The organism is Shewanella sp. AC34-MNA-CIBAN-0136 (assembly GCF_040309945.1).
Lineage (GTDB): Bacteria > Pseudomonadota > Gammaproteobacteria > Enterobacterales > Shewanellaceae > Shewanella.
This window is the reverse complement of the sequence record NZ_JBEOPJ010000020.1, coordinates 35,493-48,832: the sequence shown is the minus strand read 5'-3', so window position 1 is coordinate 48,832 and position 13,340 is coordinate 35,493. Positions and strand designations below refer to the sequence as shown.

12 protein-coding genes are annotated in these 13,340 nt (G+C 41.1%); 4 read left to right on the top strand and 8 right to left on the bottom strand.

The features are described 5' to 3' along the window. The first annotated feature begins 63 nt into the window (after positions 1-63). Complete coding sequence (locus AAEY94_RS17445; protein ID WP_162022001.1) at positions 64-1,977, top strand: methyl-accepting chemotaxis protein; 1,914 nt, start codon at positions 64-66, stop codon at positions 1,975-1,977. Between the two features lie 66 nt (positions 1,978-2,043). Here the strand turns inward: AAEY94_RS17445 and AAEY94_RS17440 are convergent, their stop codons facing one another. The 6 genes from AAEY94_RS17440 to AAEY94_RS17415 all read right to left on the bottom strand — a co-directional run bounded on the left by AAEY94_RS17440 (position 2,044) and on the right by AAEY94_RS17415 (position 7,260). Next, a complete protein-coding gene (locus tag AAEY94_RS17440) occupies positions 2,044-2,391 on the bottom strand; it encodes a DUF4870 domain-containing protein (protein WP_350979405.1) in 348 nt (115 codons plus the stop codon). A gap of 68 nt (positions 2,392-2,459) precedes the next feature. After that, complete coding sequence (locus AAEY94_RS17435) at positions 2,460-3,152, bottom strand: MOSC domain-containing protein (RefSeq protein WP_350979361.1); 693 nt, start codon at positions 3,150-3,152, stop codon at positions 2,460-2,462. Positions 3,153-3,445: 293 nt separating this feature from the next. After that, positions 3,446-4,291 carry a PfkB family carbohydrate kinase gene (locus AAEY94_RS17430; protein ID WP_101087434.1) on the bottom strand — a complete coding sequence of 282 codons (846 nt, stop codon included), beginning with the start codon at positions 4,289-4,291 and terminating at the stop codon, positions 3,446-3,448. An 89-nt stretch (positions 4,292-4,380) separates the two neighbouring features. Continuing rightward, complete coding sequence (locus tag AAEY94_RS17425; protein ID WP_162022000.1) at positions 4,381-5,718, bottom strand: coproporphyrinogen III oxidase family protein; 1,338 nt, start codon at positions 5,716-5,718, stop codon at positions 4,381-4,383. A gap of 284 nt (positions 5,719-6,002) precedes the next feature. Further along, positions 6,003-6,323 (bottom strand): N(4)-acetylcytidine aminohydrolase, encoded by a 321-nt coding sequence (gene yqfB / locus AAEY94_RS17420; RefSeq protein WP_350979403.1) that lies wholly within the window; start codon positions 6,321-6,323, stop codon positions 6,003-6,005. 67 nt (positions 6,324-6,390) lie between these two features. Continuing rightward, positions 6,391-7,260: an AraC family transcriptional regulator gene (locus tag AAEY94_RS17415; protein WP_101087437.1), complete on the bottom strand. Its 870-nt coding sequence runs from the start codon at positions 7,258-7,260 to the stop codon at positions 6,391-6,393. Between the two features lie 253 nt (positions 7,261-7,513). Between AAEY94_RS17415 and AAEY94_RS17410 the strand changes: the two genes are divergently transcribed. Then, complete coding sequence (locus AAEY94_RS17410; RefSeq protein ID WP_101087438.1) at positions 7,514-8,677, top strand: iron-containing alcohol dehydrogenase; 1,164 nt, start codon at positions 7,514-7,516, stop codon at positions 8,675-8,677. Between the two features lie 266 nt (positions 8,678-8,943). Here AAEY94_RS17410 and AAEY94_RS17405 read toward each other — a convergent pair whose 3' ends face one another. After that, positions 8,944-9,276, bottom strand: a complete 333-nt coding sequence (locus AAEY94_RS17405; protein ID WP_350979358.1) for a DMT family transporter — start codon at positions 9,274-9,276, stop codon at positions 8,944-8,946. Between the two features lie 228 nt (positions 9,277-9,504). On the opposite strand from AAEY94_RS17405, the gene AAEY94_RS17400 reads away from it, so the two are divergent. Beyond that, positions 9,505-11,358 carry a tetratricopeptide repeat protein gene (locus tag AAEY94_RS17400; protein ID WP_101087439.1) on the top strand — a complete coding sequence of 618 codons (1,854 nt, stop codon included), beginning with the start codon at positions 9,505-9,507 and terminating at the stop codon, positions 11,356-11,358. 16 nt (positions 11,359-11,374) lie between these two features. Here AAEY94_RS17400 and AAEY94_RS17395 read toward each other — a convergent pair whose 3' ends face one another. Beyond that, positions 11,375-12,034 carry a hypothetical protein gene (locus AAEY94_RS17395; protein WP_101087440.1) on the bottom strand — a complete coding sequence of 220 codons (660 nt, stop codon included), beginning with the start codon at positions 12,032-12,034 and terminating at the stop codon, positions 11,375-11,377. 218 nt (positions 12,035-12,252) lie between these two features. Here AAEY94_RS17395 and AAEY94_RS17390 point away from each other — a divergent pair, with 218 nt between their 5' ends. Further along, positions 12,253-13,293 carry a DUF7450 family protein gene (locus AAEY94_RS17390; protein ID WP_101087441.1) on the top strand — a complete coding sequence of 347 codons (1,041 nt, stop codon included), beginning with the start codon at positions 12,253-12,255 and terminating at the stop codon, positions 13,291-13,293. Positions 13,294-13,340 lie beyond the last annotated feature (47 nt).

The window sequence follows — 13,340 nt, the reverse complement described above, 5'->3', positions numbered from 1 at the left end:
ACTATCAATTTATTGCCATTGTGTCCGATATACCATAGAGATACTCCCAAGAGGCTGTTGTAGATGAATACACTTACCATTAAGCAAAAAATATTACTGACCGTGACGGTTGCTGTATTGCTATCCACGATCTTAGTCGGATTATTAAGTCAACGAAGTGCAAAACAAGTTGTTGAGCAGCGGATGCTAAACTCGGAAATGCCGAGTTTGCTCATGCAAATTCGCAACGAGATCGATCTCGAAATCAGTAGCCTAATGAATGCAGGCGAACAGCTAGCTAATAGTAAAATGTTGCTTGAATGGCTTGAAAATGGCCGACCTGCAGACCAAGAAAAAATTGTTATAGCTGAACTTAATAGCATAAAAAATCAATATGATTTAGCTCAAGCATCTTATGCCGACCGTGAAACCGCGGCCTACTACAACCAAGATGGGTTTTTACGCATATTAAACCAACAACAAGATGCTTGGTTTTTTGACTATCGCGATAGTAAGCAAGAGCGAATGCTGAATGTATTCACAGAGCCTAGTAACGGTGATGTTAAGCTTTACATTAATTATCAACAACCTGATGGTCGAGGTTTGGTAGGCCTAGCAAAATCGTTAGATGATATGGTTAATTTACTGGCTTCATTTAAAATTGAAGACAGCGGATTTGTATATTTAGTTGATACTAAAGGTGACGTCAAACTGCACCAAGACACGAGTAAGATCGGTAAAAGCAAACTCAGTAACCTTTACCCTAACGCTAATACTAACCAGCTACTAAACAAAAATGACTTTAACTTAGTTAAAGCAGAAGTAGATGGTCAGCACATGTTAATTGCCAGTAGCTACATTAAATCAATGGATTGGTACTTGGTCGCTCAAGTACCTGAAGCAGAAGTATTTGCCCTGCTACAAGAGTCGGCTTATCAGATATTATTATGGACCGTACTGATCGCTGCGGTATTTATTGCCATTTCAATTGCCGTCGCGGGTTCGGTTAGCCGTCCGATTGCACATATTGCCGAGCTATTTCGTAACATTGGTGAAGGTGAAGGTGATTTACGCCAAAGATTACCCGTTAATGGCGATGACGAAATTGCCCAGCTTGCCCGAGGCTTTAATAGCTTCATCAGCAAAATCCAAGATACTGTAGTCGAAGTTGCCAAAACCAGCGAACAACTAGGTTTATCGGCACTTGATGTATCAAACCAATCTAATCAAACATTAGCGGATAGTCAGTTACAAAAAGACCGTACCATCATGGTTGTTACTGCCATTAACGAAATGGGCGCTACGGTTAACGAAATAGCTAGCAATGCAGCTCAAGCCGCTGTCACCGCTCGTGATGCTGATACTGAATCCGTTGATGGCCAAAAAGTGGTCACTCGAGCGCGTTCGACTATTAATCAATTGTCTAAAGACGTTGAACAAGTCGGTGAAGTGATTGAGTCGTTAGCGACACACACTAAATCGATTGGCAGTATTTTAGATGTTATTCGTGCCATTTCAGAGCAAACCAACTTACTGGCACTGAACGCAGCGATTGAAGCCGCTCGCGCTGGAGAAGCTGGACGAGGCTTTGCTGTGGTTGCAGATGAAGTACGTAACTTAGCTTCTCGCACCGCTGCATCAACCAACCAAGTGCAAAATATGATTGATAAGCTTCAATCAGAAACCAGTCGCGCAGTTAATGCTATGGAGCAATCTCGTAGCCGCTCACTCGAAGGTGTTACAGCTGTCGATGAAGCAAGCCAGTCGTTAAGTGGTATTAGCGAACGTATTGCGCTAATTAGCGATATGAACATTCAAGTTGCTGCCGCCACTGAAGAGCAATCTACCGTGGTTGAAGACATTAATCGTAATGTGACTGAAATCAACGATATCACTCTACGAACAGCAGATACCGCTCACGCGGCTGCAAATGCGAGTAAATCATTGAATCAGTTAGCCAGTCGACTAGATGTCTTAGTAGCCCGCTTTAAAGTGTAATATCTTTAGAAATCGCTTTAACAAAAACGCCACACATTTGAGTGGCGTTTTTATTTCGAGTTCGGGTTACTTAATAAACCGGATAGTGAGCGGATATTGGTAAGCTATGCCATCGTTGGCTTTAACAATAGCGATAATAGTACAAATAATATCAAGCAATGCTAGAGCGGCTAATAGTATTACTCCCACGCCAATCAAAATTAATATTGCTGACACCATGGCATATATCATTAAGCTCAATTTAAAATTAAGACAGTTCTTGCCGCATTGATTGGCAAACTCAAATTCATCACGCTTCATTAACCAGACAATTAAAGGGCCTAAAACACTTCCTAGCGGAAACACATAACCGGCAAAACTGGCAGCATGGATCAATAACCCCATATCTTTGGCTTGCTTGCTAACTTCGACCATCGGTTCATTCATTTGATATTCCTTATCATGTTGTTTTTATCATATTGTTCTTATCATACCGGGAGACATTAACTGGCGTTGCCATATAAGCGCATTGCCCAATCTTCTATACTTTGCTGATCCAACCGGCGTTGCAATGAATTAACCCAACTTTGCGCTAAGCCTTCGCACTCAAGCAATGTCTGATATTGCTCTGCATCAAATTCAGCTAAAAAATACATCTGCATCGCTTTAGCCACACTGATATCCGTTTTTCTTTCTAGCAAACAGATACTGTCACTCGGACGAATGTCACCTTCAGACAACACTCGATAAAACCAGCCGCACATACGGCTTTCTTGCATGGCTAAGGCAAATTTAGGATGACCAAACTGTAGGTTGAGTTTGAAACACGGTGAACGAGGTTGTGTAACTTGCAAGGTGACATCACCAATTTGGATGATGTCACCAATATTAACCTGTGCTTCATTAAGGCCAACGGTACTGATATTTTCACCCATTGAAGGTGCATCACGAAACGTAGTCATTAAATCCCAGCGGCGATATTGGCCATAATGCTCACGCGGAAAATGATGCAACACTCTATCGAGGCCGCCGTGATGTTTAGGGTCGGCCTCACGATTGCCTATTACGTGATCAAATTGCACGGTCAACTGCTTAGCGGCATGTTTTTGGTTAATACAACTGGCAACACCGTTATGCATTTGCACTTGGTCGCCTAAATACAGCCCAGAAATACTCTTTACCAATAGCTTACTCATCCAGCATACCCTTGCTTAAGCATGATTATAGAGTGCCAATATACCCAATTTTCAGACAAAAAAAAGCCTTACTGGGGAAGAGTAAGGCCATAAATAAAATGGGAGATAATATAGCAAAAATAATAGCTAAAAATGGTCTGAACCATTCGACGCTATAAAAGTTGTTTAGACGGGCTCATCATATAGGCCAACAATGACACTAAAATGACAAAGCAATATTATTTGAGTTATCCGCACACACTTAACAAATGCACAATGTTCACCTGCAAACCTTAACTTAACCCGTGTTGGGCTTAGGTTAGATACTGCTTAAGTGCCTTACCAGGAATAGAGCTTTTTGTGGCTACCGCAAATGATGCCCACAACGCACCTTCATGCATAGCATCAGTAATAGACATTTGCTGACATAAACCATGAATAACGCCTGCGGCATAGGCATCGCCAGCACCAGTCGTGTCAACCACATTGGCAATAACGGCTGGCACATGTTGTTCTCCAGCATTACTGTACACCATCGCCCCTTGGTCGCCATCTGTCACAATAAAGTGTTCCAATGCATCACCAGCAATAGCCTGAGCAAACCGCCATGGGTCCTGATTGCAACGACCTTGCATATCGGTAATTGAAGCGATCAACACATGACAAGGACGATTACGTTCATCCTTGGCTAATTGCGATATCACTTTACAGTTAGGGTTACACGCCATCGCATCCGCCGCCCAAGCGCCAGCACCTTTGGCCGATGAATTAATATAAAAAGCATCCCAATGTTGCCAATCTGGTGGCGCAGGAAGTTCAAAAACAGGTCGCTGAGGTCGAATAATGGTTCGTTCACCATCAGGCGTCATCACCAGTAACATCTCACACGTATTACCAACAAAACGATGTACCAAACGACAATCAAGCCCTAAGGTACTGGCTTTAGCTAAAATCCAGTCGCCTATGTCATCACTACCGACTTCACTTACTAGTGAAACATTATGTTGAGCCCACACTAAACCTAATCCCGTGTTTGCGCCGCCACCACCTAAACGCAATCCACCATCCTGATAATGAAATCGACCACCCGTTTGTAAGGGCTTATCAAGCATTAAAATGCGATCACAATTGATATTGGCAAGCAAAAGAATATTGGCCATGCAACTCACCTAAAAAAGCGTAGATAAAAAGAGCCTTGAGTATAACAAAAAGGCCGTGATAATCACGGCCTTTGCTAATCTAAACGAGATTACATATCCGTTGCGCCAAGTGGTTGTCGTAATTGGGCGCGCACATTGTCCATACCGGAGTAAAACTCCTTCATCATCAATAACCCCAACATTTTGCCATTATCAGTTACGATTAATTCGTCTGGATTAACTGGGTCATTTTTAATGGCTCCCATAGCTTTCATTGAGGTCATTTCTTTAAACAACGCAGTGTCTAAATTAACGTTAAAAGTGTCACGGAAATATTTACGCGATAAACGCCCCGAAAACATACCCAGCAAAAAGCGATATTGCATCACTTCTTTTAGCTGGTATTTTTTCTGTTGCTCAACTGCCATACGGCCTTCAGCAATACGTTGTTGGTATTTTTTCAGTGAAAAGGTATTCACATATAGCGTGTCATTTAAAAAGCTAAATGAGCCAGAACCTACACCGAGGTATTCATCATAATCAATAACATACTCATCAAAACCTTCGTCATTGGTTTTACCAAACGCCCATGCTGATAATTGGGTATATTGTCCGGTTAAAGTATTTAAAATTTGGCGATACTGATCCATCATTTCGCCCTGAGGGGCAGCTAACGTACCTTTAACACTCTTACGAGTTTGATGGGTGATCATCAATGGATAAGTGGTAATTTGGCGCGGGTCGAGTTTAGACGCCATATCCAGATCGGACTGGATAATCTCCTTGGTTTGGCCACGAAAACCAAAAATCAAATCCACGTTAATGATCGGAAATAGCTCTTTAGCCGCCATAATATTGTCAAAAGTTTGCTGACCTGAGCCAAATTTATCTAAGCGGTCGGTCATTTTTAAAATGCCATCATCGAAGCTCTGTACCCCAATTGACATTCTATCTACTAGGCCTTTTAATTGCTTAAATTCAGGATTAGCCAAATGCTGCGGATCAGACTCACAAGACACTTCTTTAATGCCAGGAAACAGATTTTTTGCATGTTCGATGGTACGAGCTAACTCATCTTCAAGCACGGTGGTCGTGCCACCGCCAATGTACATTGACTCAAACTCATAGCCTAAATCTTTGGCCATTTGAATCTCTTTGCGCAGCGCGACAAAGTATTCGCGTGCTTTATCTTCGCGGAATAAAAAACGGTGGAAAGTACAAAACGAACACAAGGTATGGCAAAACGGAATGTGCGCATACAACATGTACTTTTTACCTTCAACAGGCTTAGGCATGCGGTCTGTAGAAATAGTGTCTAAACGTAAATTTTTATCCACATAATACTGCATGACCCGCTCCATAGAGCTAATCATCCAATTGGGGACGGTAATATTAGATTGATAAGGTTTAATCAACTCCTGGCTGGCTGACTGAATTATTGAAGACATAAAAAATCCTAACTGAATGAGCCCTGAGAGCAAAACCATTGAATAACAAGCGCTAATAAAACACGCATACCGTAAGCAGAAAAACAAAATATCACTTTAGAGATGGCTAAAATGTGAGGTAGCTAATAGATATGCAAACTAGCACGGTTATCATCGCTCATTTGTTAAGCAGATCATGTTTTAGACATTGCTGTTTAGCAATGATGAAAGGATTATCACGGGAATAAAACAACAATAAACAGCATTAGAAATATTAACTAGCGTTTATTAAAGAGTCACGAGTATTACGCATCAACTAATTTAAATGAAATCATAAACAGGGCTTGCTGATTAGGGTACACCGTTTGAATAAGCTGTTTTAACTCAACCAATGGCAAGCTTTCTTGAGTAGCATGAAACTCGTTAATATCATCAAATGCTAATGGCTCCACAGCCAAAATAATGATATCGCACACCTTAATATGGTTTTCGAGCGTAAACACTTCAACCTGGCTGCCAGGCCGATAATCATTTTCGCTGGCATCACGAATAGTAATCGTCTTCTGCCCTGATGCGACTAACGGCGTTAAAAACTCAAAAAAAGTAATATGTATGGGGGCTGTCATCATTGGTAACCTTCATTCACACTATGACGTGCCCTCTAGGAGCACATTCGTTAAGCTCAAATCCAAATTATAACCTAGCGCACTCGCCAGGGCTTTGATCAAAGTAGCGTTTAAACTCGCGACTAAATTGAGCCGTACTTTCATAACCCACCTGAGTTGATACCTCTTTTACTTTGAGATTTTGCAACTGTAACAACGCTTTGGCTTTATTAAGGCGAATCTTTTTTAAATATTGTATTGGTGATGAAGCGGTAACTTCTTTAAAGCTACGATGGAATGCCGACGGGCTCATATTCACCAAGCTTGCTAATGTGTCTACTTCAACTGACTCACCATAATGTTTATGAATGTAGTTAAGGGCTTTTTCTACCCTCGATAAACGGGTATGACTTAACGACAACGCATAAAGCGGTGCTGCATTGGGGGAATCCAATAGGCGATATAACAACTCAAGCACTAACGCCTCGCCCATTACTTTTGCTTCTAACGGCGACTGCAACGCTTGTAATAACCGAATAACACTGCAATCCATATCTTCAGTGTTATCAGCAACAAAAAAGCCGCTCTGACGCGATTCGTTTAAATCTTTAGGGATTTGATGATGCTCATCCATTAACCGGATAATGTAATTGAGTTGTACTAAATCAATATCAACCATCAACACCAACACAGGTTCTTCAATACTGGCAAAGGTTTCACATTCTACTGGCAATGGCACTGTCATCACTAATGAGCGTTGGCGATCGTATTCAAAGGTTTGATTGTCTAAATAAACCCGCTTTTTGCCTTGGCCGACAATAAGCACCCCTTGCGAATAGCACATTGGCCCGCGCGCACCATATTGTGAGCTGCGAAACACATGCACGCCAGATAAATGCGTATCATTGACCCCTTCTTTTGGGGCCAAAAGTGCCATTAATGTTGCTATCTCACTCATACCCTTCCCCTTAGAAAAACCTATGGTATCGATACTACCAAAAAAGCAGTAAAAGGTATTAAAATTATCAATAAATAACCATATGCACACAATAAAGATAGGAATAGGCATGAACACGACAGTTCTGTGTATGTTTATTTTGACTCAAAAGGCTATCATAGCCACATGATTTATCGTTGCTGTTGTGTATCATCAATCTATTTACATAATCAGTCACTTATTTGTTTCATCGCTAAACCAAAAGGCACCAATTATGCTTAATTTTGATTATCGTAACCCTACTCATGTTGTTTTCGGTAAAGACCGTATTGCAGAGTTAGACCAACTTGTCCCAGCCAATGCGCGAGTATTAATCACTTACGGTGGCGGCAGCGTACAACGTTTCGGCACACTAGATAAAGTCAAAGCAGCATTAGGTAACCGCACAGTATTTGAATTTGGCGGTATTGAAGCTAATCCTAAGTACGACACACTGATTAAAGCAGTTGACGTTGCCCGTAAAGAAAACATCGACTTCTTACTCGCTGTTGGTGGTGGTTCAGTGATGGACGGCACCAAATTTATCGCCCTTGCAACTCAGTTTGATGGCGACACGGCAAGCTTATTACATCACGGCTTTACACCAGTTCCAGTGGCGAATGACAAGGTTATTCCACTTGGCGTTATTGCTACCCTGCCGGCTACGGGTTCAGAAATGAACGCCTTTGCAGTCGTAAGCTATCAAGGTGGTAAGTTCCCAGTAAATCACCCATGTGCCTACCCAACATTTGCCATGCTTGATCCTGAATTAACGTTCAGCTTACCAAAAATTCAAGTTGCAAACGGTGTTGTCGATGCATTTGTGCATGTGCTTGAGCAATATGCGACTTACCCAGTTGATGCCCGCGTACAAGACCGCATGGCAGAAGGTATTATGCGTACCCTCATTGAAATTGGTCCTATCACTGTTGAAGAGCCTACGAACTACGATGCCCGCGCTAACTTAATGTGGAGTGCAACATCTGCCCTAAACGGCATGATAGGCACTGGCGTGCCATTAGATTGGTCTACTCACATGATTGGACATGAGCTAACTGCGCTATTCCATATCGACCACGCACAAACGTTAGCCGTTGTATTGCCATCACTATGGCGTGTGCTGAAAGAGCAAAAACACGCTAAATTAGTGCAATACGCAGCACGTGTTTGGGATATCACTGAAGGTGATGAGGCTAGCCGTGTAGATCAAGCCATTGATAAAACAGAGGCTTTCTTCAAGCAAGTGGGGTTACCAGTACGTTTACGCGATCACGGTGTAACGCAAGAACAACTTAGCCTAGTAGTAGATGCTTTAGAAGCACACGGTATGACGGCATTATCTGAAAGCGGCCAAGTCGATTTAGCTACCAGCCGTAAGATTTTAGATATGGCGTGGTAGTAGTGCTTACAACCTAGGCGATCAACCCATTCATCGCTTAGGCTTGAGCGGCTACATCCAAGACTATGACTAACACTAAACAAAAAGGGGCTTAACAATGACTATCATTGTTAAGCCCCTTTTTGTTGTGCCTAAAAACGCTGCGCATTAGCACTATTAACGAGAAATGGGTACCGTCGGCTCGAAAAGTGGGGGAAAAAGTGGAGAAAAACACAAGGATTCGGCTACGCAATGTCTATGTTATTTGTGATGTACTAACGCTAATACTAATGCGGCGTAACGTTTGAGAATAAATTCATCACAACGACACCAATTAAAATGAACGTCATACCCACCAGCGCACCTAAATCGAGTTTTTGCCCATACATCACCCAAGCGATAGCTGTAATTAACACAATACCCAACCCAGCCCACGTCGCATAAGCAATACCAACAGGAATACCTTTTAGTGCTAAGGATAAAAAATAAAAAGACAACACGTAGCCCACAATAACTACGATTGAAGGCGCCAATTTTGAAAATCCATCACTGGCTTTAAGCGCAGAAGTTGCCACAACTTCAGTTAAAATGGCCACACTCAAAAATATCCAACTTTTCATTTTTCACATTTTACCAAGACAAAACAGCCGGCAAGTATAAAGACTAAACAATAAAAAAACAGTCTTCGATTTTAGATCTGTTACTTAGCTCTGCACATGGTCAATCGCTACTATCTCTTGTATTTACGTTGGCTATCGGTTTATGTTGTTAATATGTTAACTGACATTACACCTATTTGACGGTGTAATAAGACTTAAACAATATTAATGATTGGACTTGGTGGTTGAGTGAAGGGACTTACAGCAGTTTTTCTATGTGTATTGTTATCGTTATGCTCGATGCATATACCTGCAACGGCGGCTAAGTTAACAGCCCAAGAAGAAACGAAACAACAAACCAGTTCAGCATTAGAGCAATGTAAAGCCCGTATAAAACAGGTGCCCCCCCAAGCCAGCTTGGGCTTTTGCAGCCAACAATTCAAAATATTAGACATTGATAAATACCCCATCGTTGCCGCCAAGTTACAACTAACCTTATATGATATTTACCAAGAGTTAGGTGATAAGGTAGCTGCGGAACAAATGCTTGATGAGGTTAAAAACAGCGCTGCATTTACTCAAAATGTCGATATTCAATATCTTTGGTTACGTAAGAAAGCCGCGGAAAAACTTTATAGAAAGTCCTATCAAGAAGCTAAAACCTTATTTGAACAAGCTTTTAGCATTGCTAAAACCCAAGAGTCAGATATTTGGTTGGCTAAAAGCTATAACGATTTAGCACTAACTGAACAGTATTTGAATCAATATGACAAAGCATTGAGTTACTACCAGAAGAGTTTAGCGATTAAAGAGGCTCTAGGTAATGACTTTAATACTGCGATAACCCTCAACAACCTTGGTCTAATTTATAAAAAACTCGAAAAATTTAAAGAATCCCAGCGCTATTTTGAACTCTCACTGGAGCATTACTTACGCTACACCAGTCATAATGTAGATATTCATGTTATCGGTTATATGTCGCATCTCTACGGAAACCTTGCTGAGATATATAATATAAACAACCAGTTTAATAAGAAAAACTTCTACAGTAATAAGGTCATCGAAGCCTACAACGATAACCTTGTCGGTGACGACAGGCTTTCTGCGCTCATTAATGTAGCCACCATCCATATCAATGCTAATGAATTTACGCCCGCTCTAGATGTCGCCAACACATTATCGGAATATTTAACCCGCGATGACCATTCGTTTCATGACGTAATTTTCTATTTAAAAGCCCAAATAGCCACACATCAAAAAGATGCGACTCAGGCAATAAAATTTATTGAAAGCGCAATGGACTATAGCGACACCAAACAAGATTCATTGCAAAAAATGAACATTTATCACTACGCAAGCGAGTTATATTATGACAATGGCCGCCCTTATGAGTCCCTGGTTTATCTAAAGAAATATCAACAGTTGCATGAGACCTTATTGGAGAAAAAATACAGTGAGAACATTAAAGTCATTCAAAGCGATATAGAGAATGAACGCGTGCAACGAGCGTTAGCAGAAGAGCAAATTGTCAGCCAACAGAAGAGCCAAAAAATTGATAAATTACTTAATTTAATCCTTGGCATCACCAGTGTTGGCTTGTTAGTCGGCTTTATTGTGAGCTTTTATATTTATAGAAAACGTAAAGCCCAGCAGCATTTAATGACCATAATAGAGTCACATAAGCAGCAATTGTTTTTATTATCTAATGACGATACAGCAGAGCAAGACGACGCCCAGCAACAGGAATCTACGCCATTATCGCCTTCTGAATTGACAGCTTCTTTTGCGGAGTTATTAGTAAATACTATGATTGATTGCATCAGTATTTGGGAGAAAAGCACTAAAACGAATAAAGTAGAATTAGCCGATAGAAGCCAAATTTGGACTATATCTATCGATTCTGGCCGTCTAAGAACACGTTCTTTAGATAAATACCTACAGGTAAAAAAATTACCCGCTAATCCACGCTGGCGTAATGTGGTTAAAACATGTCACTTCATTTTATCTGAATGCAATTTGTCTAACGATGATAGAACATTACTGACCTCGCACCTTGACCGAATAATGCAAGTGATCAAGAGCGAGTCTTTAGAAACAACGTAATCTGTTACTTTCGGGCTTACCCGCCTTTTTTGAGTAATGGTTGCTGTAATTTAATGTCGTGCACACTGTCTCTGACTGCTGGCTTGAGTACATTTTTATACACACAACTAAATTTTATTCCTTCGGATAACGAATAATCACTTTGCTGTGCTGTCGCAGGGTTGATCCCCACTAAAAAGCTATTGGGTGCAATAAACTTAGGCATTAGATTATTGTTTTGATCTTTGATATTAATCGAAGCATAAGCATTACACATCGACACAGCCACAAGCCCTGCTATGTTGATTCGATTTGTCACGCTATTAAGATCTGGTGAATTAACATTATTGCCTTGTAACTTAGTGAATGGGTCTATCACACCATGAAAGCCACCTAACTCATCTATTTCGACTTCCGGTTGCTGCATCTGACGAGTATTCATCGACTGCGGTGCACCATGTGTTGCAACTGCATGATCATTGTGTAATGTCAGTTGTTTACTCATCATCCACTTTTCAATATCAAAGTACTGAGCACGGTAATGATACTGTTTAATCATATCCATCTCGCTCAATTCAAAAGTGATTTCGGTTTTAATCGCCGTGCTGACTGGTGTGAGCTCATTAAATGCAAGTTGGTGTGCAGATGCGCTACCAACACAACTAAGCAAAGTGACTAGGGGTAATATGTATTTCATAAAATATCCTTTTTAGAATGAATGCATCATCTTAGACGCTATGCATTTCCATTTTTATAGTCCACTAAATACTAGGGTAAATTTGGGTAAAACACAAAACACCCCCTTTTTAACCCTCTAACTTTACTGACTTTTTCATCTTAACTGTTAGTTTTAATTCAGCTTAAGTCATTAAGCATGATTCAAACATTTACTAAACCAGAATAAGGAAAGTCAGGATGAGTATACTCAAAAAAACATTAATCAGTATGTGCCTAATGAGTGCATCAACTATGGTCGCAGCAACCCCAATAACCGCTAACGTCACCGCAGACAATGATTTCATTGTGGTACATTCACCAGGTAATGGTAGTACACCTACGGTGGTTTACCGTGGTGCCAATGGCAGTAATTGGAAAAAAATCGAATCATTCAAGTTTGACATCGATAGCAGCCCGCAGTCGTTAGAGACCTGTTCGGTGAGCGTTATTGCTTGGGGAGATGGTCAGGTTTCACAAGGCATGGCAGCCATATTCAAAGGTGACAATACTATTTATACTGGTTCTGGCCACTTTAAAGCATATCAATCAACGATCCCATCGTCTGGTTGGGCACAAACCGGCGGGCCTAATACGAGCCAAATTAATACGTTGATAGCAGGATCGTTATCTAATGCTCCGTCTCCCTATTTATTCCCCGGCTCTGTCGCAGGAGGCACCTCACCCTGGGGAACAATGAACTTCCCTCTAGCCAGTAATGTCAATGCGAATAATTTCCGCTGGGCTTGGTCGACAAGTAATTTAGCCAAAAAAACATATTCGGTTTTTACCGCTGCCTGTGGTGATATCGTTAAAGAGATCCCTGTTGCTGTTGATATGCCTGGTGAGCACTTCCAATGTTATGGCGTGCAGAAAGGAGATGCTCTTCGTGAAGAAACCATCATGATAGAAGATCAGTTTGGTAAAACGCGTGCGGTTTTGGGTAAGCCAGTATTGTTATGTAATCCTTCAAGCAAGATCCACAACGACAAGATGTATAAAATTCGAAATGAAAAGCGCCATATGGTTTGTTATGACTTAATCAAGCAAAGCAAAGTGAGAAACTACAATCTAGAAATCAATAACCAATTTGCACCGGATCAGATAGTCAATGATCAACGAGAGCTGTTCTGTGTACCGTCGAGTAAAAAACACTTAAAGCCAGTCAAGCCAGGAAAACCCGGTAAGCCGATCCCAAGAGAAATGCAAAGAGCGGAAATGAAGCCATTGAAGCAGCAATAAAATAGCCGTTAACAAGGGATAAAAAAGTCAGTGGATAACTCCACTGA

What these genes read in the sequence shown, in the direction of transcription:
- AAEY94_RS17445 (WP_162022001.1), top strand. Translation starts at nt 64, where the DNA reads ATGAATACACTTACCATTAAGCAAAAAATATTACTGACCGTGACGGTT.
- AAEY94_RS17440 (WP_350979405.1), bottom strand. Translation starts at nt 2,391, where the DNA reads ATGGTCGAAGTTAGCAAGCAAGCCAAAGATATGGGGTTATTGATCCAT.
- AAEY94_RS17435 (WP_350979361.1), bottom strand. Translation starts at nt 3,152, where the DNA reads ATGAGTAAGCTATTGGTAAAGAGTATTTCTGGGCTGTATTTAGGCGAC.
- AAEY94_RS17430 (WP_101087434.1), bottom strand. Translation starts at nt 4,291, where the DNA reads ATGGCCAATATTCTTTTGCTTGCCAATATCAATTGTGATCGCATTTTA.
- AAEY94_RS17425 (WP_162022000.1), bottom strand. Translation starts at nt 5,718, where the DNA reads ATGTCTTCAATAATTCAGTCAGCCAGCCAGGAGTTGATTAAACCTTAT.
- yqfB (WP_350979403.1), bottom strand. Translation starts at nt 6,323, where the DNA reads ATGACAGCCCCCATACATATTACTTTTTTTGAGTTTTTAACGCCGTTA.
- AAEY94_RS17415 (WP_101087437.1), bottom strand. Translation starts at nt 7,260, where the DNA reads ATGAGTGAGATAGCAACATTAATGGCACTTTTGGCCCCAAAAGAAGGG.
- AAEY94_RS17410 (WP_101087438.1), top strand. Translation starts at nt 7,514, where the DNA reads ATGCTTAATTTTGATTATCGTAACCCTACTCATGTTGTTTTCGGTAAA.
- AAEY94_RS17405 (WP_350979358.1), bottom strand. Translation starts at nt 9,276, where the DNA reads ATGAAAAGTTGGATATTTTTGAGTGTGGCCATTTTAACTGAAGTTGTG.
- AAEY94_RS17395 (WP_101087440.1), bottom strand. Translation starts at nt 12,034, where the DNA reads ATGAAATACATATTACCCCTAGTCACTTTGCTTAGTTGTGTTGGTAGC.
- AAEY94_RS17390 (WP_101087441.1), top strand. Translation starts at nt 12,253, where the DNA reads ATGAGTATACTCAAAAAAACATTAATCAGTATGTGCCTAATGAGTGCA.